Genomic DNA, 26,141 nt, shown 5'->3' with positions numbered 1-26,141 from the left:
CACCCGCTTCATTCGCTGATTTCCTGATTTGTCGACCAATCGGCAGGGTGCTCCACGATCCCCGCACCCCGTCAACGGCCTTTTGCCCGACCTGAGTTGATGGTGATCGGGCGATTCCGGCCGCCGGACGGCCGGGCGCGCCGGATGGTTCGATTCCCTTGGCCATGGGGCGTGACTCCCGCCACGGATCGCCCGTTGTCATCTGCATGAGCCGGGGACCCGCCCGGACCACGGCCCGGGAGCCACCCGGTCCGGCCACGCACCGCATCCCGAGGGAGCCACCCGTGCCGCGCATGCTCGACGTCAGCGACGAGGTACGCGCCGAGATCGGCGACGAAGAAGCCGACCGCCTGCTCTCCGGGGAGTCCGCCCCGGGGAGCTACGACTGCACCTCCTGCCGCACCCCGGGGGACTGCGAGCAGGAGCGCACCAGCACCGTTCTCTTCATCGGGGACGAGACCGCCGTCCTCGCCTTCGCCCACGCCGGCTGCCTGCCCTCGCAGGTCGTCAAGGTCACCGAGGAGCAGCTCCAGGGGGCCGTGCGGTCCATCAGCTCCGACCAGGCCCGCCCGCAGCCGGCACCGGCCGCGCCCGAGCGCTCCGCCCCGGAACAGGCCGTGCTCGGCGTGACCAGCGGGCTGATCCTGATCGCCGGGGAACTGCACCCGGCCCTCGTGGTGGAGCCGACCGCCCCCATCGCCCGGCCCGGCACGGCCGGCGCCGGCGACGACTTCCTGCCGCTGCTCATCGAGCAGGGCTTCATCCCGGTCACCGAACTGTCCTCCACGCCGTCCGTGCTGCACGGCTGGTCGGTCCTGCTCGCGATGGGCCAGTTGCACGCCGTGCTCCAGCCGGGGGCCAACGGCGGGCGGCCGGTGGCCTGGTGGCAGGCGCACCAGCCGCTCCAGGTCACCGAGGGCTGGCGCACGGCGGCCAACAAGCACCAGCAGGTGCTGATGTTCGCGGCGCCGGTCGGTTCGATCGGCCGCCAGCCGCGCGAGGACCTGCTGCGGGACGCGCTGGACGCGGCGGCGGCCAACGGCCAACTGGTCGCGGCGGCCCTGCCGCTGGCCGGAACCTGATCCCGTTCGGGCGGGTGCGGGGCGACGGCCGCCGGCTGGGCCGCATCCCTTCTCGCGCGGGGTCGTTTGGACATACGTGTACGCATACGACGCCTTCCACCGCCAGGCCGGCCCCTCGGCCACGCCGATCTACGACGCGCTCTGCGCCGAGTACGTCAGGTCCTTCCGATCGCTGCCGGGCGATCGCAGCGGTGAGGAGGAGCTGGGTTTCACGGCCTTCGGGAGCATCCCGCGCAGCAGAGGGGCGTACAGCGCCTACAGCGCGGGGGCCCAGAGCGCCCGCGTCGGCCAGCAGTCGGTGTGGCAGCGCGTCGGCACGCACCACGTGCCGGCCGCGCTGCCACCGGCCCCGCGCTCGGCGACCTGACAGCCGGCCGAACGAGGAGAAGAAGCGAGAGGGGGCGCTCCCGGCCGGGAGCGCCCCCTCTCGCTTCTTCTCCTCGCGCCGCTACTTCTTCTTCGCGCCGCGCTTCTCGCGCACCCGCACGGAGATGTGGATCGGCGTCCCCTCGAAGCCGAACTCCTCGCGCAGCCGGCGCTCGATGAAGCGCCGGTAGCCCGCCTCGATGAAGCCGGAGGCGAAGAGCACGAACCGCGGGGGCCTGGTGCCCGCCTGCGTGCCGAACAGGATCCGCGGCTGCTTGCCGCCCCGCACCGGGTGCGGATGGGCGGCGACCAGCTCACCGAGGAAGGCGTTCAGCCGGCCCGTCGGCACCCGGGTCTCCCAGCCGGCCAGGGCCGTCTCGATCGCGGGGACCAGCTTCTCCATGTGGCGGCCGGTCTGCGCCGAGACATTGACCCGCGGCGCCCACGCCACCTGGCCCAGCTCGGTCTCGATCTCCCGCTCCAGGTAGTAGCGGCGCTCCTCGTCGAGGGTGTCCCACTTGTTGTAGGCGACGACGATCGCGCGGCCCGCGTCGACGGCCATGGTGACGATCCGCTGGTCCTGGACCGAGATCGACTCGGAGGCGTCGATGAGGACGACGGCGACCTCGGCCTTCTCGACGGCGGCGGCGGTGCGCAGGGACGCGTAGTAGTCGGCGCCCTGCTGGAGGTGGACGCGCTTGCGGATGCCCGCGGTGTCGACGAACTTCCAGGTCACGCCGCCCAGTTCGATCAGCTCGTCGACCGGGTCGCGGGTGGTGCCGGCGAGTTCGTCGACCACGACGCGCTCCTCGCCCGCCACCTTGTTCAGGAGCGAGGACTTGCCGACGTTGGGCCGGCCGATCAGGGCGATGCGGCGCGGGCCGCCGACGGCGGTGCCGAAGGTCTGGGCGGGGGCCTCGGGCAGGGCCTCCAGGACCTGGTCGAGCATGTCGCCGGTGCCGCGGCCGTGCAGCGCGGAGACCGGGTACGGCTCCCCCAGCCCCAGCGCCCACAGGTAGGAGGCGTCCGCCTCGCCGCTCGGGCCGTCCACCTTGTTGGCACACAGCACGACGGGCTTGCCGGCCTTGCGCAGCAGCCGTACGACCGCCTCGTCGGTGTCGGTGGCGCCGACCTTGGCGTCCACGACGAAGACGACCGCGTCGGCGGCCTCGATGGCGTACTCGGCCTGCGCGGCCACGGAGGCGTCGATGCCGAGGACGTCCTGCTCCCAGCCGCCGGTGTCGACGACCTTGAAGCGGCGGCCGGCCCATTCGGCCTCGTAGGTGACGCGGTCGCGGGTGACGCCTGGCTTGTCCTCGACGACGGCCTCCCGGCGGCCGATGATCCGGTTCACCAGGGTCGACTTGCCGACATTGGGGCGCCCGACGACGGCGAGGACGGGCAGCGGGCCGTGCCCGGCCTCCTCGATCGCGCCCTCGACCTCCTCGACGTTGAAGCCCTCCTCGGTGGCCAGCTCCATGAACCGCGCGTACTCGGCGTCGCCGAGCACCCCGTGGTCGTGCTCCTCGCCCGAGCCCTCGGAGTGGATGTGGTCGTTCATGAAGTCCGTACCTCGTTCATCGTGGTGATCGGTGGTGCACCCCTGTGACGGGTGACCACTACTCGGGTGTGACCCGGCGCCCGGTGAGGCGCCTGGCGTTTTCCAGGTGAGCGGTGAGCTGCTTCTGGATGCGTTCGGTGGCCTCGTCCAGGGCCTTGCGGGTGCGCAGTCCGCTGCCGTCGCCCGCCTCGAAGGGGTCGCCGAAGACGACGTCCACCCGCGAGCGCAGGGGAGGCAGCGCCTTTATCAGCCGTCCGGGCCGGTCGGTGCTTCCCAGCACCGCGACCGGCACGATCGGGGCGCCGCTGCGCACCGCGAAGTAGGCGAGCCCGGCGCGCAGCGAGGCGAAGTCGCCCTCGCCCCGGGTGCCCTCCGGGAAGATGCCCAGGACGCCGCCGTTGTCCAACACGCCCAGGGCGCGGGCGATGGCGGTGCGGTCGGTGGAGTGGCGGTCCACCTTCAGCTGGCCGATGCCGGTCAGGAAGCGCCCGAGCGGGCCGACGAACGCCTCCTTCTTGATCAGGAAGTGCGTCGGCCGGGGTGCCACGCCCATGACCATGGGGCCGTCTATGTTGTGCGCGTGGTTGACGGCGTAGATCACCGGGCCGGTCGCGGGGACCCGCCAGCCGCCGAGCACACGCGGCTTCCACAGCCCGTACATCAGACCGACGCCGATGCGCCGTCCGACCTCGGCGCCCTTCTCGGAGGGGACGGGCACGCTGGAGGTTTCGCTCACTTCCCCGCCCGCTTCTCCTCGACGAGGGTGACGACACACTCTATGACCTGCGGGAGGGTGAGGGCGGTGGTGTCCACCTCGACCGCGTCTCCGGCCTTGGCCAGCGGGGAGGTCTTGCGGCTTGAGTCGGCCGCGTCCCGCTTGATCAGGGCCTCGCGGGTGGCGGCGACGTCGACGCCCTTCAGCTCGCCGCTGCGGCGGGCGGCGCGGGCCTCCGCCGAGGCGGTGAGGAAGATCTTCAGGTCGGCGTCCGGGAGCACGGTGGTGCCGATGTCGCGGCCCTCGACGACGATGCCGAGCGGCGCTGCGGCGGCGATGGTGCGCTGCAACTCGGTGATCCGGGCGCGGACCTCCGGTACGGCGCTGACCGCGCTGACCTTGGCGGTGACCTCCGGGGTGCGGATCGGGCCGGCCACGTCCACGCCGTCGACCGTGATGGTGGGGCCCGCCGGGTCGGTGCCGGAGACGATCTCGGGCTTGCCCGCCGCGGCGGCCACGGCGTGCGGGTCGTCCGTGTCGATGCCGTTGGTGACCATCCACCACGTGATCGCCCGGTACTGTGCGCCGGTGTCCAGGTAGCTCAGACCGAGCTGCGCGGCCACGGCCTTCGACGTGCTCGACTTGCCCGTGCCGGAGGGGCCGTCGATGGCGACAATCACGGCCGGAACGGTCGGGGCGGCGCCGTTTTCCACGAGGGGACACCTTCCTGGTGCGGTGCGGTGAGTGGGGTGCGGGACGCGAGCGCGTCCCGCACAAGGTTACTGGGTCCCCCGGGGCCCCCGGACAGGCCCTGTGGCCCCGCGCTCACTGCCGGATCGCCCAGCCCCGCTCCTTGAGCGCCGCCGTGAGCACGGCGGCGGCCCTCGGTTCCACCATGAGCTGCACCAGACCGGCCTGCTGCCCGGTCGCGTGCTCGATCCGTACGTCCTCGACGTTGACGCCGGCCCGTCCCGCGTCCGCGAAGATGCGGGCCAGTTGGCCGGGCTGGTCGTCGATGAGGACGACCACGGTCTCGTAGACCCGCGGGGCCGAGCCGTGCTTGCCGGGGACCCTGACCTGTCCGGCGTTGCCGCGCCGCAGCACCTCGGCGATGCCGGCGCCGCCCTCGCGGCGCTTGTCCTCGTCGCAGGACTGCAGGGCGCGCAGGGCCCGTACCGTCTCCTCCAGGTCGCCGGCCACGTCGGTGAGCAGGTCGGCGACCGGCCCCGGGTTCGCGGAGAGGATGTCGATCCACATCCGGGGGTCGGAGGCGGCGATCCGGGTCACGTCGCGGATGCCCTGCCCGCACAGCCGTACGGCGGCCTCCTCGGCGTGCTCCAGGCGGGCGGCGACCATGCTGGAGACCAGGTGGGGCATGTGGGAGACGAGGGCCACGGCGCGGTCGTGGGCGTCCGCGTCCATCACCACGGGCACCGCGCGGCAGTGCGAGACCAGTTCCAGGGCGAGGTTCAGCACCTCGGTGTCGGTGTCCCGGGTCGGGGTCAGCACCCAGGGCCGGCCCTCGAAGAGGTCGCCGGTGGCCGCCAGCGGGCCGGACTTCTCGCGGCCCGACATGGGGTGCGTGCCGAGGTACGAGGACAGGTCGAGTCCGCGCGCCTCCAGCTCGCGCCGGGGGCCGCCCTTGACGCTGGCCACGTCGATGTACCCGCGGGCGGCGCCGCGGTCCATGGCGGCGGCGAGCACGCCGGCCACCAGGGCGGGCGGGGCGGCGACGATCGCGAGGTCGACGGGCCCGTCCGGTGCCTGGTCGGTGCCGGCGCCGAGCGCGGCGGCCGTGCGGGCCTGCTCGGGGTCGTGGTCGGCGAGGTGGACGGTGACGCCCCGCCCGGTCAGGGCCAGGGCGGCGGAGGTCCCGATGAGGCCGGTGCCGATGACGAGTGCGGTTCTCACTGGGCGATGTCCTTGCGCAGAGCCGCGGCGGCGCCGAGGTAGACGTGGGCGATGTCGGCGCGCGGCCGGTCGGACTCGACGTGGGCGAGGACGCGGACGACGCGGGGCATGGCGCCCTCGACGTCCAGTTCCTGGGCGCAGATCAGCGGGACGTTGGTGATGCCGAGCCCGCGGGCCGCAGCGGCCGGGAAGTCGCTGTGCAGGTCGGGAGTGGCCGTGAACCACAGGCTGATCAGGTCGTCGACCGTCAGTTCGTTGCGCTCCATGACGGCGGTCAGCAGGGCCGCGACCCGCTCGTCCATGTGCCCGGCCTCGTCCCGCTCCAGTTGGACGGCGCCCCGGACCGCTCGTACCGCCACGGCAATGCTCCTTGCTGACGTGCGTTTCGGTTCTGGTCCGTCCAGCCTAGTCAGCCCGCCGCGCACCGGGCCCGGACGCCCGTCTCCTGAGACACCGGGCGGCACCGGACGGGGGTGCCGGTGCGCTCAGGCGTCCCAGAGCGCTCCCAGGGTCACCAGGTCGGACCGGTACTCGACGCGGTCGGCCCACTCGTCCGGCCAGGCGCCGGCGCCCAGGTGCGCGCCGGCGAAGGCGCCCGCGAGGCAGGCGATGGAGTCGGAGTCGCCGCTGGTGCAGGCGGCCCGGCGCAGGGCGGTCAGCGGCTCGTCGACGAAGAGCAGGAAGCAGAGCAGGCCGGCCGCCATGGCCTCCTCGGCGATCCAGCCCTCGCCGACCGCGAGGCACGGGTCGGTCTCCGGGGAGACGGTGCGCACCGCCCGCTGGAGCCGGTCGAGCGCCGCCAGGCACTCGTCCCAGCCGCGGGCGATGAAGTGCTCGGGCGTGGGGTCCTGGGCGCGGCTCCACAGGTCGCCGAGCCAGCGCTCGTGGTAGCGGGCGCGGTTGTCGTAGGCGTAGGAGCGCAGCAGCCCGACGAGTCCGGTCGGCTCGGCGCCCTCCGCGAGCAGCCGTACGGCGTGCGCGGTGAGGTCGGAGGCGGCGAGCGCGGTCGGGTGCCCGTGGGTGAGCGCGGCCTGCAACTGGGCCGCTCCAGCGCGCTGTTCGTCGCTCAGACCGGGGACGAGACCGACCGGCGCGACGCGCATGTTGGCGCCGCAGCCCTTGGAGCGGAGCTGGCTGGCGTCCTGCCAGGCGCGGCCCGGCGTCTCCAGGAGGTCGCAGGCCTTGAGGCAGGTGTTGCCGGGTGCCCGGTTGTTCTCCGGCGACCGGTACCAGTCGACGAACTCCGCGCACACCGGCGGCTCCATGCCGGCGGGCCCGAGCGGTCCGCGGTCCATGGCCGTCCGCAGCCCCTTGCCCAGCGCCAGCGTCATCTGCGTGTCGTCGGTGACGGTCGCGGGCCTGGGCAGCTCCGCCTGCCGCCACGGGCCGCACTTGGCGAGGATCGCGGGTACGTCGTTGAACTCGGTGGGCAGGCCCAGCGCGTCCCCGAGCGCGAGTCCGGTGAGCGCCCCGGTGGCGGCGCGCTTGGTGGCGGTGGTCGTGGTCATGCGGGGCGTCCTTCCCGAGAAGGGGTGCGGAGCAGGGGCGGGTGGAGGGTGGTGGCGGGCCCCGCGCGGTACAGCGCGGCCGGTTTGCCGCGGCCGCCGGTCAGGCGGGCGGCGCCGGGGACGGGTTCGACGAAGCCCGGGGTGGCGAGGACCTTGCGGCGGAAGTTGGGCCGGTCGAGGGTGGTCCCCCACACCGTCTCGTAGACCCGCCGCAGCTCGCCGAGCGTGAACTCGGGCGGGCAGAAGGCGGTGGCCAGGCAGGTGTACTCCAGCTTGGCGCCGACGCGCTCGCGGGCGTCGGCCAGGATCCGGCCGTGGTCGAAGGCGAGGTCGCGGGCCCTGTCGTACGGCGTCCAGCGGGCCTCGGCGGCGTCGGTGCCGGCCTGCGGCTCGGGTGGGCCGGGCAGCAGGGCGGCGAAGGCGACGGAGACGACCCGCATCCGGGGGTCGCGGTCCGGCTCGCTGTAGGTCCGCAGTTGCTCCAGGTGGAGTCCGGTCACGTCCGCCAGGCCGGTCTCCTCGGCCAGCTCGCGCCGGGCGGCCGTCTCGGCCGGCTCGTCCGGCAGCAGAAAGCCGCCGGGCAGCGCCCAGCGGCCGGCGTACGGCTCCTCCCCCCGCTCGACCAGCAGCACGTGCAGCGCGCCCGCGCGCAGCGTGAGGACGGCGAGATCGACGGTGACGGCGAAGGGTTCGAAGGCGTGCTTGTCGTAGCCGTGCACAGCCGGCCACCCCCCTTTTTTAGAGTCACTAGGACTATAAAAGGGGGGTGGCGGTCGGCACAAGCTCTAGAGGTCGACCTCCCCCATCAGCATCCCGACCTCCGTGTTGGACAGCCGGCGCAGCCAGCCCGACTTCTGGTCGCCCAGGGTGATCGGGCCGAAGGCGGTGCGCACCAGCTTGTCGACGGGGAAGCCCGCCTCCGCCAGCATCCGGCGGACGATGTGCTTGCGGCCCTCGTGGAGGGTGACCTCGACCAGGTAGTTCTTGCCGGTCTGCTCGACGACCCGGAAGTGGTCCGCGCGCGCGTACCCGTCCTCCAGCTGGATGCCGTCCTTGAGGCGCTTGCCGAGGTCGCGCGGGATCGGGCCCACGATGTGCGCGAGGTAGGTCTTCTTCACGCCGTACCGCGGGTGGGTCAGGCGGTGCGCCAGCTCGCCGTGGTTGGTGAGCAGGATGACGCCCTCGGTCTCGGTGTCGAGCCGGCCCACGTGGAAGAGGCGGGTCTCACGGTTGGTGACGTAGTCGCCGAGGCACTGGCGGCCCTCCGGGTCCTCCATGGTGGAGACGACACCGGCGGGCTTGTTCAGCGAGAAGAACTGGTACGACTGCGTGGCGACGGTCAGGCCGTCGACCTTGACCTCGTCCTTCTCCGGGTCGACCCGCTTGCCCTGTTCGAGGACGATCTCGCCGTTGACCTCGACGCGCGCCTGCTCGATCAGCTCCTCGCAGGAGCGCCGGGAGCCGTAGCCCGCGCGGGCGAGGACCTTCTGCAGCCGCTCGCCCTCCTGCTCGGCGCCCGGGAAGGTCTTGGGCGGCTTGACGTCCTTCTTGCCGGCGTACCGCTCCCGGTTGCGCTCCTCGGCGCGCGTCTCGTACTCGCGGGACGTGGCCGGGGCCGAGCGCCCCCGCTGCTGGGGCTTCCTCGGACCGCCCTTGGCGCCGCCGCGGGCCGAGCCGCCGCGGCCGGACTTGGGACCCTCCGGGGAGGCGCCGGGACCGACGTCGTAGCGGCGCTCCTCCGGGCGCGGCTTCTTGGGACGGCCGCCCTGCTTGTCGTCGCGGTTGTCACCGGCGCCGCGGTGGTTGCCGCGGCCACCGCCACTCCCGCCGCGGCCGCCGCTGTTGCCACCACGGCTCCCGCCGTTGTTTCCGCTGCTGTTCCTGCCGCTGCTGCTTCGCATCAAAGTTCCGTCTTGTCGTCTGCGTCCTCGGAATCCGGGGCGTCCGGATCGAACGACGGGAACCCTTCCTGCGTCTCGGCCTCGATCGCCGCCGCCTCGGGGAGGAAGGGCGCCAGCTCCGGGAGTTCGTCCAGAGCGCGCAGGCCCATCCGTTCCAGGAAGTAGTTCGTCGTCACGTACAGGATCGCACCTGTTTCGGGTTCCGTGCCCGCCTCCTCCACCAGGCCCCGTTGCAGAAGGGTGCGCATCACGCCGTCGCAGTTCACGCCACGCACCGCGGAGACGCGGCTGCGGCTGACCGGCTGGCGGTAGGCGACGACGGCGAGGGTCTCCAGCGCGGCCTGGGTGAGGCGGGCGTGCTGGCCGTCCAGGACGAAGCCCTCGACGGCCGCGGCGTACTCGGGGCGGGAGTAGAAGCGCCAGCCGCCCGCGACCGGGCGCAGCTCGAAGCCGCGGCCCTGGACGGTGTACTCGTCGGCCAGTTCGCGCAGCGCGTCCGCGATCCGCCGCCGGGGACGGCGCAGTATCTTCGCGAGATGCTCCTCGGTCGCGGGCTCGTCGACGACCATGAGGACGGCCTCGATGGCGGGCTTGAGGTCGAGGTCGGCGACGCCGCCCGGCCCGCCCGCCGCCTCCGGGGTCTCGTCACTCACGCCTTCCGTCCCTCCTCGGCCCGCTCCGGCGGCCGGTCGAACTCGTCGGTCACCACCGGCCCGGTGACCCCGTCCCCGCCGCTCCAGCGCACCAGCAGTTCGCCGAGCGCGGTCGGCTGGTCCAGCTCCACGGCCTTCTCGCGGTACAGCTCCAGCAGGGCCAGGAAGCGGGCCACGACGGTCAGCGTGTCCTCGGTGTCCTGGACCAGCACGCGGAAACTGGTCTCGCCCAGCTCCTTCAGCCGGGCGACCACGATGCCGGTCTGCTCCCGCACGCTGACCAGGGGCGCGTGGATGTGCTCGACGTACACCTGCGGCCTGGGCCTGGGCTGCATCGCCTTCACGGCGAGCCTGGCGAACCCCTCCGGCCCGATGCTGATGACGACCTCGGGCAGCAGCTCGGCGTGGTGGGGCTCCAGGCCGACGGTACGGGGGTAGCGGCGGGCCTCGGCCGCCAGCCGCTCGTTGAAGATCTCCGCGATCTGCTTGTAGGCGCGGTACTGGAGCAGCCGTGCGAAGAGCAGGTCGCGGGCCTCCAGGAGCGCCAGGTCGGCCTCGTCCTCGACCTCGGCGGCGGGCAGCAGCCGGGCCGCCTTCAGATCGAGCAGCGTGGCCGCGACCACCAGGAACTCGGTCGTCTCGTCGAGGTCCCAGTCCGCTCCCCGGGCCCGGATGTGCGCCATGAACTCGTCGGTCACCTGGGACAGCGCGACCTCGGTGACGTCCATCTTGTGCTTGGAGATCAACTGGAGCAGCAGATCGAACGGCCCCTCGAAGTTGTCGAGCCGCACCTTGAAAACCCCGTCCCCGGGCTCCGCGACGCCCTGCCGGGGGGCCTCACCGTCCGCCGGGCCATCCTCCGGCACGGCCGCGGGCGCCCGATCCGGCGGGGCTTCCCGCCCGGCGCCGTCGTGGGTGACCGCGGCTTTGGGCTCCGGGATGTCGTGCGGGGCGGGTGCTCCCGGGCCTCGGCCCAGTGTGCGGCGGCGGGGGGCGTCGTTCGAGGTCATGGCCCCCGCAGGCTACCGCTACCGGCCGCGCAACCGTCGTACGAGGATGCTCGCGTCCCCGCGGGTCTCCAGGTCGGCGAGGACCACGGCGACGGCCTCGCGGACGATGCGGCCGCGGTCCACGGCCAGACCGTGCTCACCCCGGAGTACCAGGCGGGCGTGCTCCAGGTCCATCAGCTCCTCGGCGGAGACGTACACGGTGATCTTCTCGTCGTGGCGCTCACGGCCGCTGGGACGGCGTGCGGCGGCCCGGCCGCGCTTGCGGGGCTGTGCGGCGGCAGAACCTTCCTGCGCGCCCGTGCCCGGTCCGGAGCCCCGCGCGGAGCGCTCCGCGCCCCGGGTGCGCGACTCGCCCGCCGAGCCCGGTTCCGCGTCCGCCGCGGCGTGCTCCGCGCCCTGGCCGTCGCCGCCCTGCGCGGGCACCGACTGCGGCGCGTCCTCGGCGGCGGTCTGGTCGCTCTCCCCCGCCGGCGCCGGCACCCGGGCCTCGCCGTTGGCCGGTCGCCGCGGGGAGGACGCCTGGAGCGCCATACCTCCTGTCGTACGGAAGAGTTCGTCGGCCCCCGGCAGACTCACTCGGCGTGACACCGGGCGAGCACCTCCCTGGCGAGCTGACGGTAGGCGGCGGCACCGACGGAGTTGGAGGCGTAGGTGGTGATCGGCTCGCCGGCGACCGTGGTCTCCGGGAAGCGGACCGTGCGCCCGATGACCGTGTGGTAGACGTGGTCGTCGAACGCCTCGACGACCCGCGCGAGCACCTCGCGGCTGTGCACCGTGCGCGAGTCGTACATCGTGGCGAGGATGCCGTCGAGTTCCAGGTCCGGGTTGAGCCGCTCCTGGACCTTCTCGATCGTCTCGGTCAGCAGCGCGACACCGCGCAGCGCGAAGAACTCGCACTCCAGCGGCACGATCACCTTGTGCGCGGCCGTCAGCGCGTTGACCGTGAGCAGGCCGAGCGAGGGCTGGCAGTCGATGACGATGTAGTCGTAGTCGTCCATCAGCGGCTTGAGCGCCCGCTGGAGCGTGGACTCGCGCGCGACCTCGCTCACCAGCTGCACCTCGGCCGCCGACAGGTCGATGTTGCTGGGCAGCAGGTCCATGTTGGGGACCGCCGTCTTCAGCAGCACCTCGTCGGCCGCCATGCCCCGCTCCATGAGCAGGTTGTAGACGGTGAGGTCGAGTTCCATCGGGTTGACGCCGAGACCGACCGACAGCGCGCCCTGCGGGTCGAAGTCGACGAGCAGCACCCGGCGCCCGTACTCGGCGAGCGCGGCACCCAGGTTGATGGTCGACGTGGTCTTGCCGACGCCGCCCTTCTGGTTGCACATCGCGATGATCTTCGCGGGGCCGTGGTCGGTCAGCGGGCCCGGGATCGGGAAGTACGGCAGCGGGCGTCCGGTCGGGCCGATGCGCTCACGGCGCTGGCGGGCCGCGTCGGGCGCGAGCGTGGCGGCGTACTCGGGATCGGGCTCGTACTCCGCGTCCGGGTCGTAGAAGTGCCCCTCGGGCAGTTCGTCGTAGTCGGCGAAGTGGTTGCGGGGCGCGCCACTTCCGTCGCCGGCCATGGCGTTCACGTGTTGGCCATCCATACTCATGTGTGCTGTCCGAGTTGCCTGCGGACTCTGGTGGGCGGCTGCGAAGGTGCGTACAGCGACGGAGCCGACAGCCTCGAGACGCCCTGGGCCGTGGGCCCGTGCAGGCATTCCTGGTTGACCACCCCCGGGAGTAAATGTCGACTCATTCACAAGTCGTCTTACCTCCTTGGTGACCAGGAAACTTCTAGACAGGTCAGCGTGGCACCATGCCGACGTTCGGCGACTCTATGGCGTGTCGGCCGTCCGCAGCAACACAATCCGCCGGACCCGGCCCGATGTGTCGGCAATGAAACATCCCTCTGTCAAGGGCGTACGACCGTCGCACAGCAGGTTTCACCGGTGCGCGAATCGGTTGAAGGGTTACGTTCGAGGCGAGTTGAGCGAGAATCGCAAAGTGACCATACACACACCCGGCGGGACCTTGTCGGGCAAGGTCCCGCCGGGCGCGTGAGGTTGACGACGACTGTTGACGTATCGCCTTTACGGTTCGGCGACTTGGCCGACTTGCCGACCCGGTCGGGCCAGGTCGGGCTCGGGCGGGCTCGGTCAGGCGAGCAGCGAGGCCGGCTCGACGTGCTCCAGACCGTGTGCCTCGGCCACCTCCTTGTAAACAACCTTGCCGTCGTGGGTGTTGAGACCCCTGGCCAGCGCGGGGTCGCGGCGCAGCGCCTCGGCCCAGCCGCGGTTCGCCAGTTCCACGATGTACGGCAGCGTGGCGTTGGTCAGCGCGTAGGTGGAGGTGTTCGGCACGGCGCCGGGCATGTTGGCGACGCAGTAGAAGACCGAGTCGTGCACCGGGAAGGTCGGCTCGGCGTGCGTGGTCGGGTGGGAGTCCTCGAAGCAGCCGCCCTGGTCGATCGCGATGTCGACAAGAACACTTCCGGGCTTCATCCGGGACACCAGCTCGTTGCCGACCAGCTTCGGGGCCTTGGCGCCGGGGATCAGGACCGCGCCGATCACGAGGTCGGCCTCCAGGCATGCCTTCTCCAGCTCGAAGGCGTTGGAGACGACGGTCTGGATCTTCGTGCCGAAGACCTTGTCGGCCTCCTTGAGCTTGCTGATGTCCTTGTCGAGCAGGGTGACGTGGAAGCCGAGGCCGATGGCGATCTGCGCCGCGTTCCAGCCGGAGACGCCGCCGCCGATGACGACGGCCCGGCCGGCCAGTACGCCGGGGACACCGCCGGGCAGGACACCGCGGCCGCCGTTGGCCGCCATCAGGTGGTAGGCGCCGACCTGGGGGGCGAGCCGGCCGGCGACCTCGGACATCGGGGCCAGCAGCGGCAGCGCGCGGCCGGGCAGCTCGACCGTCTCGTAGGCGATCGCGGTGGTGCCGGCCTCGACGAGCGCGTCGGTGCACTCCTTGGAGGCGGCCAGGTGCAGATAGGTGAAGAGCGTCTGGTCCTTGCGCAGGCGGTGGTACTCCTGCGCGACGGGCTCCTTGACCTTCAGCACCAGGTCGGCCGAGGCCCAGACCTCGTCCGCGGTGTCGAGTATCCGCGCGCCCGCGGCGACGTACTCGGTGTCGGGGATCGAGGAGCCGACGCCCGCGTCGCGCTCGATGACGACCTGGTGGCCGTGGCGCACCAGCTCGTGCACACCGGCGGGGGTGATGGCCACCCGGAACTCGTTGTTCTTGACCTCGCGGGGGATGCCGACCTTCACGTGGATCACGGTCCTTGGCTCAGAGGATGGGCTGGAGCAAGGCATACCCGCTCACGCGAGCACGCCGGGAGAGACCGCAGGAGAAAGTGCGGCAGAGCCAGTTTAATGAAGGCGTTCCCGGTGTCCAGCCTTTCAAAGCTTCAATCTTCAGAGGATGTGCTGCGGATTTCGTAGGCTTCCGCGGACTCTTCCCTCAGCATCCGCTCGGCCACGCCGCGTTGCAGACCGGCCGCGGTGGGATCGCCGAGCCGGTCCAGCGTGTCGGCGAGCCGCAGGTGCAGCGCGGCCTGGAGCCGGACGTCCTCGGCCCGGCGGGCCCAGTCCACGGCCTCCCGGCAGGTGCGCAGCGCCTCTTCGGGGCGTCCCGCGTACTCCTGGACGCGGGCCAGCTCGGACAGCGCCCGCGCGTGCGCGGCCACGTCACCGGCCTTGCGGTACCCGGCGACCGCCGCGCGCCAGCCCCGTACCGCCTCGCCGTAGCGGCCGGCGTAGGTGTGGGCGGTGGCGAGCCGGCCGTAGATCCGGGCGGCGTCACCGCGTTCGTCCCGGGCGAGCCGCTGGGCCAGGGCCCGGCCGAACCAGTCGGCGGCCCGGTCGTAGTCCCCCAGCTCCAGATGGGCGCCGCCCACGGATTCCATCGCGCGGCCGGTCGCGTACGGGTCGTTCGCCTCGCGTCCGGCGTCCAGCGCGGCCCGGTAGCGCACCAGGGCCTCGGCCGTGCGGCCGGTGCGGGCGTCCAGGTCGGCCAGGTTCAGCAGGGCCGCCGCCTTCTCCCGGGGCAGCTCGCGGCGCTCGGCCACGTCGAGGACGAGGCGGTGGACGCCGTACAGGTCGGGGGCCGCCGCCCGGGTGCCGAAGTGGGCCACCATGGCCCGCACCAGCTGGGACATCAGACGGCGGGCGAGGGTGTCGAGTTCTCCGTCGGCGACCGCGAGCCGGGCCGCGGCCAGCAGGGCGGGCCGGCGGGCGCGCAGCCAGTCGGCGGCGGCCCGCGGGCCGGGAAAGCGCAGGGCGGGCGGCATGCCGAGGAGCTTCTCGCGGGCCTGCGGGCTGTCGGTCTCGGTGACCGCGCGGCAGGACTGGAGCAGCCGCACTGTCCGCTCCAGCATGCGGGCGCGGGCGAGCTGCAGTTCGGCGGGCCGGTCGTGGGTCTCGGCGAGCGCCTTCAGCTGGGCGTGCAGGCAGCCGGGGACCTCGTACTCGGGCAGCGGGGAGTCCACCGCGCGCAGCAGGCCGAGGGCGACGAAGTCGTCCAGGGTGGTGCGGGCCCCGGTCACCGAGCAGCCGGCGAGGGCCGAGGCGGTGTGCGGGTCGACCAGTCCTGCGGGGGCGAGGCTGAGCAGTCGCAGTATCCGGGCGGCGGAGCCGGGCAGGGACGCGTAGGCCAGCCGGAAGACGCGGTTGAGCGCGGTGCCCTCGTCGCCCTCGGCGTGCACGTGCCTGGCGAGGTCGGCGACGGCGGCCTGGGGGCGGGCCGCGAGCCAGCCGCCGGCCAGGGTGAGCGCGGCGGGCTGGGCCTGGCAGACCTCGACGAGCTGCTCGGCGGCCAGGGGGTCGACGGTGACGCGGACCGAGCCGGTGTACCGGGACAGCAGCTCCAGGGCCGACTTGGTGTCCAGTCCGCCCAGCGTGCACGGGCGGACATCCGCGATGCCGGTCAGCGGGCCCTCGGCGACGGCCACGACCAGGCAGTCCGGGCTGTCCGGCAGCAGGGCGTCGACCTGCTCGGCGTCGGCGGCGGAGTCGAGCAGGAGCAGCACCCTGCGGTCGGCGAGGGCGGTGCGCAGGGCCTCGGTGAGGTCGTCCTCGTCGGCGCCCGGCGGGGTGGGGAGGTCCAGCTCGGCGAGCAGTTCCCGGGCGAGCCGTTCGACGGGCACGCGCGTGCCGTCCGGTTCGCTCAGCCGGGCCCGCAGCACACCGTCGGGGTAGCCGTCGGCGACCTGGGCGGCCAGTTCCTCGGCGAGCGCGGTGCGGCCGGAGCCGGGGCGGCCGGCGATGAGCAGCACGCGTGCGCGGGGGGCCTTGCGGCCGGAGAGGGTGTCCAGGCCCGCGCGCTCGATGTCGGCGCGCAGCTCCTTCAACTCCCGGGTGCGGCCCAGGAACCGACTCTCCTCAGCAGGGTCGTCCGACAGCCGTACGCCGTCCGTGTCCACCGCCTGATCCGTCACGGGCCACACTCCCGATCCCACCGCACGCCGGCGCCCGCCGGAACCCCGGTTCGGGCGTTTCCCGAGCCTAGTTCACGCTCTGCTACGTTCCCGGCGGAGCGCGGCGGGCGCATCCCTCGATCGGATCAACCGATGGTCATACCGGCATGCTTCCGGGGACCGTTCAGGACGCGAAGGGACGCGCAGGCCACGGCGCCTGGGCGGGGCGCAGGGCGTCGAGGCCCTCGCCGTGCTCCGCCGCGACCAGCGCGAGCACGCCCACGACCAGGCAGTTGTTGTGCAGTTCCCCCGCGAGCACACCCCGGACCAGGTCCGCGACCGGCACCCGGGCCTGCTCCATGTCGGCCTCTTCGTCCTCGACCTCGAAGCGTTCGCCCTCCGCCTCGGACAGATCCCGGGCGAGGAAGATCCGTACGGCCTCGTCGCAGCCGCCGGGGGTGGTGTAGACGTTGGTCAGCACCCGCCAGTCCTCGGCCTTGACGTACGCCTCCTCGTACAGCTCGCGCTGGGCGGCGTGCAGCGGGTTCTCGCCGGGCACGTCGAGCAGTCCCGCCGGGATCTCCCACAGCCTCTCGCGCACCGGGTGCCGGTACTGCCGGATGACCAGGACCCGGCCCTCGCCGTCCAGGGCGAGCACGGCCACCGAGCCGGGGTGGACCTGGTAGTCGCGGCTCACCACGGAGCCGTCGGGCATGACCACGTCGTCCGTGCGGACCGAGGTCTTCTTGCCCCGGAAGGGGGTCGTGGTGCCCCGGACCTCCCACTCCTCGGGAATGTCCTTGATCGTGCTGCCCGTCATGCCGATCTGCCCTTTCAGACGTGCGCGAGAAGCCGGGGCCCGCGACGTTGAATGCGCGCACCCCGGCCACCGTACAACTGGTGTGCTACTTCGATGTCTTCCGCTCGACGGCGGCCTTGACCAGCCCCGCGAAGAGCGGGTGCGGGCGGGTCGGGCGCGAGCGCAGCTCCGGGTGCGCCTGCGTGGCGACCAGGTAGGGGTGGATGTCGCGCGGGTACTCGACGTACTCGACGAGCTTGCCGTCCGGGGAGGTGCCCGAGAAGACGAGGCCGGCCTTCTTCTCCAGCTCCGCGCGGTAGGCGTTGTTCACCTCGTAGCGGTGCCGGTGCCGCTCCTCGACGTACTCCTTGCCGTCGTAGACCTCGCGCACGATGGAGCCCTCGGCCAGCTTCGCCGGGTACATGCCGAGCCGCATCGTGCCGCCCATGTCGCCGTCGCCCGCCACGATGTCCAGCTGCTCGGCCATGGTGGAGATGACCGGGTGGGCGGTGGCGGGGTCGAACTCGGTGGAGTTGGCGTCGGCGACGTCCGCGAGGTTGCGGGCCGCGTCGATCACGATGCACTGCAGGCCGAGACAGAGACCGAGCAGCGGGATCCGCCTCTCGCGGGCGTACTTGATCGCGCCGACCTTGCCGAGCACGCCGCGGTCGCCGAAGCCGCCCGGGATGCAGATCGCGTCGACGTTGGCGAGCTGCGCCTCGGCGCCGGCCGCGGTCTTGCAGTCGTCGGAGGTGACCCACTTGATCTTCACGCGGGCCTTGTTGGCGAAACCGCCCGCGCGCAGCGCCTCGGTGACCGAGAGATAGGCGTCGGGCAGGTCGATGTACTTGCCGACCAGCGCCATGACGATCTCGTGGTCGGGGTTGTGCACGCGGTCGAGCAGGTCGTCCCAGGTCGTCCAGTCCACGTCGCGGAACGGCAGGTCCAGCTTGCGCACGACATAGGCGTCCAGGCCCTCGGTGTGGATGACCTTCGGGATGTCGTAGATCGACCGGGCGTCGGGGCAGGCCACGACGGCGTCCTCGTCGACGTCGCACATCAGGGAGATCTTGCGCTTGATCGCGGTCGGCACCTCGCGGTCGCAGCGCAGCACGATGGCGTCCGGCTGGATACCGATGTTGCGCAGGGCCGCGACGCTGTGCTGGGTCGGCTTGGTCTTCAGCTCGCCCGACGGACCGATGTAGGGCAGGAGGGAGATGTGCACCACGAACACGTTGTCGCGGCCGACCTCGTGCCGGACCTGGCGGACGGTCTCCAGGAACGGCAGCGACTCGATGTCGCCGACCGTGCCGCCGACCTCGGTGATCACGACATCGACCTCGTCCGTCGCCATGCGGCGGATGCGGTGCTTGATCTCGTTGGTGATGTGCGGGATGACCTGGACCGTGTCGCCCAGATACTCGCCGCGCCGCTCCTTGGCGATCACCGTCGAGTAGACCTGGCCCGTGGTGACATTGGCGGAGCCGTCCAGGTCGCGGTCGAGGAAGCGCTCGTAGTGTCCGATGTCGAGGTCGGTCTCCGCGCCGTCGTTCGTGACGAACACCTCACCGTGCTGGAAGGGGTTCATCGTGCCCGGGTCGACGTTCAGGTACGGATCGAGCTTCTGCATCACGACGCGCAGACCCCGGGCCTTGAGCAGCATGCCGAGGCTGGAGGCGGTCAGCCCCTTGCCGAGCGAGGAGGCGACGCCCCCGGTGACGAAGATGTGCTTGGTCGTCGAGGCTGTGCTGTTTCGAAAAACAGAGGGCGGCATGGCCAAGAGGGGGCTCCCGTGGTCGCGGTCTGGGGTGCGGTGCGTTCGTCGTCCGACCCGGTCGTCCCGGGTGTCGTCGGCGGCGCCGTCGCTGCGGTTCCGGGGTTCTTCTCCCACCGGTCCACGGGCTACCAGCGTATCAGCGCCTCGGGGCCGTGGCTTCCGGCCACCCTCCGTGCCCGCCCGGACACGCAGGCGCGCGGCTCACCGCTTCCTCACCCGGCGCTCACCCGTTCGGAGGAATCGGGTTGCCCGGAGCGGCACACAGATCATCTACGTGCGTCGTATCCTGCTCGGACGTTCGCTGCCGAGCCCGCCCGGCGACATGGCACCACCCCTCGCCCCGTCAGCACCGGAACAACGAGAGCTCGTCAGTTCGTTGAGCAACAGATGTCGTTTGCGGCACAGCGTTTGGCTTCAGGGCCGGACGGCTGCTTTGCTTCGTGACTCAACGACGCATGACATATCCCAGAATCTCATCCCTGACCCCACCCTTGACCGCACTAGCGACCGCCCCCATGCGGGGTGACGTGGCCGTTCGACTGGAGTTGCACGTGGCCGGGCGCATCGAAGACTACGCACTCATCGGAGACATGCAGACCGCTGCCCTGGTCTGCCGGGACGGCACAGTCGACTGGCTGTGCCTGCCCCGCTTCGACTCGCATGCCATCTTCGCCGGTCTGCTGGGCACCGGGGAACACGGCTTCTGGCGACTCGGGCCCGCGTGCGCCCCGGGAGCCGAGCCGCCCACCGCCGCCCGGCGGACCTATCGCGGCGACTCGCTGATCCTGGAGTCCGAGTGGGACACCCCACGCGGCACGGTGCGGGTGACCGACTTCATGCCGCCGCGCGACGGCGCGCCGCAGGTGATCCGGATCGTGGAGGGCGTCTCCGGCCGGGTGCCGATGCGCTCGGAGCTGCGGATGCGGTTCAGCTACGGCCGGGTCGTGCCGTGGGTGCACAAGCACGAGGGCCGCACCGTGGCCGTCGCGGGCCCGGACTCCGTGTGGTTCGACACAGAGGCCGAGACCTACGGCAAGGCGCTCACCACGTACGCGGACTTCACGGTCGCTCCGGGTGACCGGATCGCGTTCACCATCTCGTGGGAGTCCTCGCACAAGGGCCCGCCCGCGCTGCCCGAGCCCGAGCAGTCCCTGGAGGCGACCGAGGACTTCTGGCGCGGCTGGGTCGAGCAGTGTACGTACCACGGTCCCTACCGGGAGGCCGTGATCCGTTCCCTGATCACGCTGAAGGCCCTGACGTACGCGCCCACCGGCGGCATCGTGGCCGCGCCCACCACCTCCCTGCCGGAGGAGATCGGCGGGGTGCGCAACTGGGACTACCGCTACACCTGGCTGCGCGACGCGGCGATCACCCTGTCCTCGCTGCTGCGCACCGGCTACCGCGAGGAGGCCCGCGCCTGGCGCGAGTGGCTGCTGCGCGCGGTCGCGGGCGATCCGGAGAACCTGCAGATCATGTACGGCATCGCGGGCGAGCGCGAGCTGGGCGAGGCGGAGCTGGACTGGCTGCCCGGCTACGAGGGCTCCTGGCCGGTCCGGGTGGGCAACGGCGCCGCGCACCAGCTCCAGCTGGACGTCTACGGCGAGGTCACCGAGGCCCTGCACCTGGCCCACATGACGGGCCTGGCCCGCAACGACTACGCCTCGGTGCTCCAGCTCAAGCTGATCCGCTACCTGGAGGAGCACTGGCAGGAGCCGGACGAGGGCATCTGGGAGGTGCGCGGCCCGCGCCGCCACTTCGTGCACTCCAAGGTGATGGCCTGGGTCGCCGTCGACCGCACCATCAAGCTGGTCGAGTCGGGCGACGCCGACGGCCCGCTGGAGCGCTGGATCCAGTTGCGCGACGACATCCACCGGGACGTGTGCGAGAAGGGCTACGACCGGGAACGCAACACCTTCACGCAGTCCTACGGCTCCCAGCAACTGGACGCCTCGCTGCTGCTGATTCCGCAGATGGGCTTTCTGCCGCCGGACGACAAGCGGGTCATCGGCACCATCGAGGCCATCCAGCGGGAGCTGTCCACCTCGGACGGCTTCATCCTGCGCTACCCGACGGACGGCAAGGACGAGGGCGTCGACGGCCTGCCGGGCGACGAGGGCGCCTTCCTCGCCTGCTCGTTCTGGATGGCCGACGACCTGGCGATGATCGGTCGCGTGGACGAGGCCCGCAGGCTCTTCGAGAAGCTGCTGTCCCTGCGCAACGACCTGGGCCTGCTGGCCGAGGAGTGGGACCCCCGTCTCCAGCGCCAGGTCGGCAACTTCCCCCAGGCCTTCAGCCACGTTCCCCTGATCGACACGGCACTGCGCCTGACGGCCAGCGGAGCCTACGGAGGCTGACCCGAGCCACTGCCGGCCCCCGGGGGCCCACCCCTCCGGGGCCGTCGGCGTCCGTCCCTCCGCCGTGGCCGGCATCACAGGGCAACCTCGTCCGGACCGGCTTCGGCGAGCCACCACACGCGGGACGCGCCCCGGCGGCTCACCCCGCCGGGGCCGTCAGCGTGCGCTCGCCGCCCGAGTCCCCCGCCGTGGCCGGCACCAACCCCGGCAGGCCGCCATGCGCGGGACACGGGCCGGACCCCCGGCGGCTCAGCCCGCCCGCGCCGCCAAAGCCGTCAGCGTGTGCTCGCTGCCCGGGTCTCCCGCCGTGGCCGGTGCCAGGGCGATCTCCGGCCCCGGCGTAGGCCGCCATGCGGGCTCGTGCGGTCTCCAGGTCGCCGACCAGGCCCGCCGTGGCCGCCGCCTCCGGGGTCGGCGCCGGTTCGGGCCGGCCCGGCCGCCTCGTCGAAGCCGGCCGCCTCGAACATCTCGCGGTGACCTGGCACCGTGAGACAGCCCACGACGCTGCGCATGGCCTGCGTGAGCGAGGCGGGGTCGGAGTACGGCGTCGGCGGGGTGCGCCCCGCCCGCTCGGACGCCGCGAGCGGCTTGGCGTGCAGGGCGCGGACCTGCTCTCGGGCGGGACCACGTCCAGGACATACGGTCGCCGAAGGCCGCCACGGTGAGCGGGCCGCCCGGCGGCTGCCGGGCGCGACCGGCTCCCCCGGCGCCGCGTGCAGCAGCTCCCGCAGCGCGGCGGCGGTCTCCTCCAGGACGGCCGCCGGCCGCTCGCGGACCCGTCCGTGGACGCCCTCGACCACGCGCCTGCCGGACGTGCCAAGCGCCACCCCGACCGGGCGCCCGGTGACCGCGGCCACCGAGGCGGCGCCCCGCGCGATGCCGTGCGGATCGCGCACCGACACGGGCGACCGGCCCGGCGGTGAGCGCCACCCGCCCGGTGCCGCGCCCGACGGCGGCGGCCGGCACGCACGCGTCCCAGGTCGGTCCCTCCCCCGGCCACACCTCGCGATGGCCCGGCCGGTCGGCCGGCACCGCGACCCGCAAGGGCTCGCCCAGGGAGCTGTCGTCCTCGCGTGCGGCGGCCACCACGGTGATCTCGATGCCCGTCGGCCTGCCCGGACACCGCGACGCCGACCCGGTGACCAGGACCGAGGATGTCCCCGGTGCGGCCACGGCGGGTAGCGTCCGGCTCATGAACAGCGGCAGGGACAGCGGATACGACACCCAGGGCGCCGGAATCACCGTGCGGCGGGCACTGGAGCTGCCCGGCCTGCGCAGCGGACTGCCGGAGACCCTCGCGGGCGCCGACCACCTGCACCGCACCGTGCGCTGGGTGCACGCGGGCGAGGTGCCCAACATCGCCTCGCTCCTCAAGGGCGGCGAGCTGCTGCTGACCACGGGGTACGGTCTCGGCACCCGGCCCGCCGAACAGCGGGCGTTCGTACGCACCCTGGCCGAGCGCGGCATCGCGGCCCTCGTCGTGGAGCTGGGCCCGCGGTTCGCCCGGCTGCCCGCGGCCCTCGTCGACACCGCCCGCGGGGCCGGGCTGCCACTGGTCCAGCTGCACCGCGAGGTGCCGTTCGTGACGGTCACCGAGGAGATCCACACCGAGATCGTCAACGGCCACTACGCGCTGCTCCAGCGGGCCGAGGAGGTGCACCGCCGCTGTACCGAGGCCCTGCTGGGCGGCGGCGGGGTGCCGCAGGTGCTCGGCATCCTGGCGGACTTCGCCGGCAACCCGGTCTTCCTGGAGACGACCGACGGCCGCCTGCTGTACGCCGCCGGCTCAGGTCCCGAGGGCGCCGACCCGCTCCAGGTGTGGGAAGGGCTGCGCGGCCCGCACAAGGACGCGCCGCCCCCGGCCGGCTCGGTGCTGGTGGACGTGCCCGGCGGCGGCCCCGGCCCCGGTGCCGGGTCGGTGCGCGCGCGGCTGGTCCTGCTGCCGGTACGGTCCCCGCTGGCGCCGGTGCACCGGATGGCGGCGGAGCGGGCGGCCGGCATCCTCGCCGTGGTGCTGATGCAGGCGCGGCAGGAGGAGGAGTTGGCGGCGCGCGGACGCGGCGACTTCCTCACCGACCTCGCCGAGGGCCGGATCACGGCGCAGGACGCCCCGGCGCAGGCCCGCGTCCTGGGCTTCAAGCCGGGCGACAGTCCGCTGCTGCCCGTGGTGATGCGGCTCGGCGACGCCCTGTCCCCGGCCGGCGGCGGCTGGGCGGTGCTGGCTCGCGCGGTCGCCGAGGAGCTGGCGTCGGTCGGGGTGCCGGTCCTGCTGGGGGTGCGGCCGGTGGAGGGCCGGGTCCCGCTGCTGGTGGGGCTGCGCTCGGAGTCGGAGCGGGCGGCGGTCGCCGACCGGGTCGCGGCGGCGCTGCGGGCGGGCGCGGAGCGGGCCGGGATGCGGCGGCCCGGGGCGCAGCCGCCCGTCGTGGTCGTCGGGGTGGCCGGCGGCTGGGCGGCGGCGTCGGCGGGGCTGAGGCACGCGGCGGAGACGGCGACCGCGGCCCAGGGCCTCACCGACCGGCCCTGGTACGACGCCCGGCGCCTCGACATCGACCTGCTGCTGTGGCGGCTGCGCGACCACCCGGATCTCGCGGCCTTCGTGGACCGGGCGATCGGTCCGCTCCGCGACCACGACGACCGCTCCAAACCGCCCCTGCTGCCCACCCTCCAGACGTACTTGGCGCACGCCGGCCGCAAGGCGGAGACGGCGCGCGAACTCCATCTGAACCGGCAGACGCTCTACAACCGGCTGGCGCGGATCGGGGAGTTGCTGGGCACGGACCTCGACGACCCGCAGACCGTCCTGGCATTGAGCCTGGCCCTGCGCGCCCGCCGGCACGTGCCCTAGGTCGTGTCTGATAATTGGTCTTGTGGTGGGTCGTGGTGAGCTGACGGATGTGGCGTGGGAGCGGATAGCGCCGCTGTTGCCGGGTGTTGACGGGCGGGGGCGTCCGTGGCGGGATCATCGGCAGGTGATCAACGGGGTGTTGTGGCGGTTGCGGACGGGTGGTCCGTGGCGTGACCTGCCAGAGCGCTTCGGGCCGTGGCAGACGGTCTATGAACGGTTCGCCCGCTGGGAGGCGGATGGGACCTGGGCGCGCCTGCTCGAAGAGGTCCAGGTCCGCGACGACTCGGTCGGGGCCGTGGAATGGACGGTCTCGGTCGACTCCACGATCAGTCGGGCCCACCAGCATGCAGCCGGCGCCCGCAAAAAGGGGCGTCGGCGGGGGACGAACTGGAAGATCCGGAACGCGAGGCGGATCGTCAGGCGCTCGGTCGGTCCCGCGGTGGGCTGACCACCAAGGTTCACCTCGCCTGCGACGGCCGGGGCCTGCCTCTGGCCGTCCTCGTCACACCCGGCAACGTCAACGACTCGACAGCCTTCGAGGCGGTCCTGGACGCGGTGAGAGTGCCCCGGACCGGCGTCGGGCGGCCGCGTCGCAGACCCGACGCGGTCATCGCCGACAAGGCGTATTCGTCACGGGCGATCCGCCGGACGCTGCGTCGCCGGGGCATCCGGGCGGTGATCCCGGAAAGGGCTGACCAGAAGGCCAACCGGATGCGGCGCGGCCGGGCCGGCGGCAGGCCACCGGCCTTCGACCGTGGTCTCTACAAAGCTCGCAACGTCGTCGAACGCTGCTTCAACCGGCTCAAGCAGTTCCGGGCCATCGCGACCCGCTTCGACAAACTCGCCGCCCGCTACCGGGCCGGACTCCACCTCGCAGCACTCATCCTCTGGCTCCGCGAACCGCGCCAAGACCATTTGTCAGACACCCCCTAGGTCCCGGACGGATGCCTAGAGCAACGGCGTGGGCTGCGTCAACTCGTCGTAGACGCTGAGGACCTGGGCGACCGTCTCGTCCTCGGTCGGCCAGGTGGCCGCCTGCCGTACGCCCCTGTCCCGCAACTCGTCCTGCCACGCGGGGTCGTCGAGCAGGCGGACGACGGCGTCGGCGAAGGCGTCCGCGTCACCGGGCGGGACGAGTTCGGCGGCGTCGCCGACGAGTTCGGGGATGCCGCCCGCGTCGCTCGCGACCAGCGGCACGCGCGCGTGCAGTGCCTCCTGGGCGAGGACGGAGCGTCCGGCCTCCCGGCGGCTCGGCAGCAGGGCGAGGTCGGCGGCGGCCAGCAGGTCGGTGACGTTGTCGCGGCTGCCGATGAGCACCACGGGCAGCCTCTCGGCCTCGATCCGGCCCTGCAACTCCCCGCGCAGCGGCCCCTCCCCGGCGACGACGACCAGGGGCACGGGGTCGAGGCGGCGCCAGGCCTGTGCGGCGTCGAGCAGGACGTTGTATCCCCGGTGCCGCTCCAGGGAACCGACGGCGACCAGCAAGGGGCGGTCGACGGCGCCGAGTTCGGCCCGGATCTTGGGGCGCGCCCGGTCGGGGTCGTCGAGTCCGGTGGACCGGCGCGACCGGGCGGGGAGCGCGACAGGGCCGAGCCTGGCGTCCCGCGCGCCCGTCCGCCGCGCGCCGTCGACCAGGTCGGAGGTCGCGCCGAGCACCACGGCGGCGGCCTTCATCACCCGGCGTTCCAGCACCCGCAGCAGTTGGGCGCGGGCTCCTTCGGCGTGCGGCCGGTCGTGCCAGGTGACGACGAGCGGGGTGCGCACGCGCCGCCCGCCGAGGGCAAGCGCCGCACGGAAGGAGGCGTGCAGTCCGTGCGCGTGCACCAGGTCGGCGTCCGCGCACACCGCCCGCAGCGCGGCCACGGAGACGGGATCGCTGCTGCGCGGCACGTGCACGTGGTCGGCGCCCGCGCCCGTGAAGTCGTAGGTGCACTCCGCATCGGAGGGGGCGCACACCGTCACTTTCACGCCCCGTGCGACGAGCCCCGCGGCGAGCGAACGCACGTGCGCGCTGCTGCCGGCGTTGCCTCCGCCCAGCACCTGCACGGTGCGCAGCGGCGACTGGCCGTGCGGTGAGTGGCTGCTCGCGGGGGTCACCTGGCCGGGGCTCCTGGTTCGGCGGGGAAGGTCACGAAGAACGTACAGAACGGAAGGACGGGGCGGGCGCGCCGCACGTCACTCCGTCAAGGATGCCAGGCCGTACGGGTGTTCCGGGAACGACGGCCGCCGCATCCGGTCGACCACCGGGGCAACCT

The 26,141-nt window shown here is 72.9% G+C and carries 23 protein-coding genes; 5 read left to right on the top strand and 18 right to left on the bottom strand.

What is annotated here, in order from left to right:
- The first annotated feature begins 284 nt into the window (after window positions 1-284).
- Together AC4IHM_RS26270 and AC4IHM_RS26265 are read left to right on the top strand one after the other, a co-directional pair.
- Window positions 285-1,082, top strand: coding sequence for a DUF8842 C-terminal domain-containing protein (locus AC4IHM_RS26270; protein WP_490869456.1), 798 nt, complete (start codon window positions 285-287; stop codon window positions 1,080-1,082).
- Window positions 1,083-1,158: 76 nt separating this feature from the next.
- Window positions 1,159-1,449 (top strand): hypothetical protein, encoded by a 291-nt coding sequence (locus AC4IHM_RS26265; protein ID WP_490869455.1) that lies wholly within the window; start codon window positions 1,159-1,161, stop codon window positions 1,447-1,449.
- An 81-nt stretch (window positions 1,450-1,530) separates the two neighbouring features.
- Here AC4IHM_RS26265 and der read toward each other — a convergent pair whose 3' ends face one another.
- The 16 genes from der to pyrG all read right to left on the bottom strand — a co-directional run bounded on the left by der (window position 1,531) and on the right by pyrG (window position 18,684).
- Window positions 1,531-3,009 (bottom strand): ribosome biogenesis GTPase Der, encoded by a 1,479-nt coding sequence (gene der / locus AC4IHM_RS26260; protein ID WP_490869454.1) that lies wholly within the window; start codon window positions 3,007-3,009, stop codon window positions 1,531-1,533.
- A gap of 58 nt (window positions 3,010-3,067) precedes the next feature.
- On the bottom strand, window positions 3,068-3,670 hold the full coding sequence (locus AC4IHM_RS26255) for a lysophospholipid acyltransferase family protein (protein ID WP_490870942.1): 603 nt from the start codon (window positions 3,668-3,670) through the stop codon (window positions 3,068-3,070).
- 71 nt (window positions 3,671-3,741) lie between these two features.
- Window positions 3,742-4,437, bottom strand: a complete 696-nt coding sequence (cmk, locus tag AC4IHM_RS26250; RefSeq protein WP_490869453.1) for a (d)CMP kinase — start codon at window positions 4,435-4,437, stop codon at window positions 3,742-3,744.
- Between the two features lie 112 nt (window positions 4,438-4,549).
- The gene (locus tag AC4IHM_RS26245) at window positions 4,550-5,635 is read right to left on the bottom strand and encodes a prephenate dehydrogenase (RefSeq protein WP_490869452.1); all 1,086 of its coding nucleotides are present in this window, start codon (window positions 5,633-5,635) and stop codon (window positions 4,550-4,552) included.
- Window positions 5,632-5,994, bottom strand: coding sequence for a chorismate mutase (gene aroH, locus AC4IHM_RS26240; RefSeq protein WP_490869451.1), 363 nt, complete (start codon window positions 5,992-5,994; stop codon window positions 5,632-5,634). The genes AC4IHM_RS26245 and aroH overlap by 4 nt, the downstream gene beginning before the upstream one ends.
- Before the next feature lie 126 nt (window positions 5,995-6,120).
- Window positions 6,121-7,143 (bottom strand): ADP-ribosylglycohydrolase family protein, encoded by a 1,023-nt coding sequence (locus AC4IHM_RS26235; protein ID WP_490869450.1) that lies wholly within the window; start codon window positions 7,141-7,143, stop codon window positions 6,121-6,123.
- The gene (locus tag AC4IHM_RS26230) at window positions 7,140-7,862 is read right to left on the bottom strand and encodes an NUDIX hydrolase (protein ID WP_490869449.1); all 723 of its coding nucleotides are present in this window, start codon (window positions 7,860-7,862) and stop codon (window positions 7,140-7,142) included. Before AC4IHM_RS26230 ends, AC4IHM_RS26235 begins: the two co-directional genes overlap by 4 nt.
- 66 nt (window positions 7,863-7,928) lie before the next feature.
- Window positions 7,929-9,044, bottom strand: a complete 1,116-nt coding sequence (locus tag AC4IHM_RS26225; RefSeq protein ID WP_490869448.1) for a pseudouridine synthase — start codon at window positions 9,042-9,044, stop codon at window positions 7,929-7,931.
- Window positions 9,044-9,697 carry an SMC-Scp complex subunit ScpB gene (scpB, locus tag AC4IHM_RS26220; RefSeq protein WP_490869447.1) on the bottom strand — a complete coding sequence of 218 codons (654 nt, stop codon included), beginning with the start codon at window positions 9,695-9,697 and terminating at the stop codon, window positions 9,044-9,046. The genes AC4IHM_RS26225 and scpB overlap by 1 nt, the downstream gene beginning before the upstream one ends.
- A complete protein-coding gene (locus AC4IHM_RS26215; protein ID WP_490869446.1) occupies window positions 9,694-10,707 on the bottom strand; it encodes a segregation and condensation protein A in 1,014 nt (337 codons plus the stop codon). Before AC4IHM_RS26215 ends, scpB begins: the two co-directional genes overlap by 4 nt.
- Before the next feature lie 18 nt (window positions 10,708-10,725).
- Window positions 10,726-11,238 (bottom strand): hypothetical protein, encoded by a 513-nt coding sequence (locus AC4IHM_RS26210; RefSeq protein WP_490869445.1) that lies wholly within the window; start codon window positions 11,236-11,238, stop codon window positions 10,726-10,728.
- A 41-nt stretch (window positions 11,239-11,279) separates the two neighbouring features.
- Window positions 11,280-12,410 (bottom strand): ParA family protein, encoded by a 1,131-nt coding sequence (locus tag AC4IHM_RS26205; protein ID WP_311572921.1) that lies wholly within the window; start codon window positions 12,408-12,410, stop codon window positions 11,280-11,282.
- Window positions 12,411-12,848: 438 nt separating this feature from the next.
- Window positions 12,849-13,973, bottom strand: coding sequence for an alanine dehydrogenase (gene ald, locus AC4IHM_RS26200; RefSeq protein WP_490869444.1), 1,125 nt, complete (start codon window positions 13,971-13,973; stop codon window positions 12,849-12,851).
- Window positions 13,974-14,104: 131 nt separating this feature from the next.
- A complete protein-coding gene (locus AC4IHM_RS26195) occupies window positions 14,105-16,132 on the bottom strand; it encodes a tetratricopeptide repeat protein (RefSeq protein WP_490869443.1) in 2,028 nt (675 codons plus the stop codon).
- Window positions 16,133-16,295: 163 nt separating this feature from the next.
- The gene (locus AC4IHM_RS26190; RefSeq protein ID WP_490869442.1) at window positions 16,296-16,931 is read right to left on the bottom strand and encodes an NUDIX domain-containing protein; all 636 of its coding nucleotides are present in this window, start codon (window positions 16,929-16,931) and stop codon (window positions 16,296-16,298) included.
- Window positions 16,932-17,016: 85 nt separating this feature from the next.
- Complete coding sequence (pyrG, locus tag AC4IHM_RS26185) at window positions 17,017-18,684, bottom strand: CTP synthase (RefSeq protein ID WP_490870941.1); 1,668 nt, start codon at window positions 18,682-18,684, stop codon at window positions 17,017-17,019.
- A gap of 554 nt (window positions 18,685-19,238) precedes the next feature.
- Here pyrG and AC4IHM_RS26180 point away from each other — a divergent pair.
- Window positions 19,239-21,041: a glycoside hydrolase family 15 protein gene (locus tag AC4IHM_RS26180; protein WP_490870940.1), complete on the top strand. Its 1,803-nt coding sequence runs from the start codon at window positions 19,239-19,241 to the stop codon at window positions 21,039-21,041.
- Window positions 21,042-21,316: 275 nt separating this feature from the next.
- On the opposite strand, the gene AC4IHM_RS26175 is transcribed toward AC4IHM_RS26180, so the two are convergent.
- Window positions 21,317-21,937, bottom strand: a complete 621-nt coding sequence (locus AC4IHM_RS26175) for an LLM class oxidoreductase (RefSeq protein ID WP_490869441.1) — start codon at window positions 21,935-21,937, stop codon at window positions 21,317-21,319.
- Between the two features lie 296 nt (window positions 21,938-22,233).
- Between AC4IHM_RS26175 and AC4IHM_RS26170 the strand changes: the two genes are divergently transcribed.
- Together AC4IHM_RS26170 and AC4IHM_RS26165 are read left to right on the top strand one after the other, a co-directional pair.
- Entirely contained in the window at window positions 22,234-23,886 is a 1,653-nt protein-coding gene (locus tag AC4IHM_RS26170; RefSeq protein ID WP_490870939.1) for a PucR family transcriptional regulator, read from the top strand.
- A 25-nt stretch (window positions 23,887-23,911) separates the two neighbouring features.
- Window positions 23,912-24,819, top strand: a protein-coding gene (locus tag AC4IHM_RS26165) for an IS5 family transposase (RefSeq protein ID WP_490870743.1) whose coding sequence is annotated in 2 segments (ribosomal slippage) — window positions 23,912-24,257 and window positions 24,257-24,819 — 909 coding nt in all. Because the reading frame shifts where the segments join, the coding sequence is not laid out codon by codon here.
- 15 nt (window positions 24,820-24,834) lie between these two features.
- Here the strand turns inward: AC4IHM_RS26165 and AC4IHM_RS26160 are convergent.
- Complete coding sequence (locus AC4IHM_RS26160; RefSeq protein WP_490869440.1) at window positions 24,835-25,983, bottom strand: glycosyltransferase family 4 protein; 1,149 nt, start codon at window positions 25,981-25,983, stop codon at window positions 24,835-24,837.
- Window positions 25,984-26,141: the final 158 nt, after the last annotated feature.

This window comes from Streptomyces sp. SL06 (assembly GCF_058244745.1).
The sequence above is the reverse complement of the archived record's forward strand: the minus strand, read 5'-3'. Positions and strand labels throughout refer to the sequence as shown.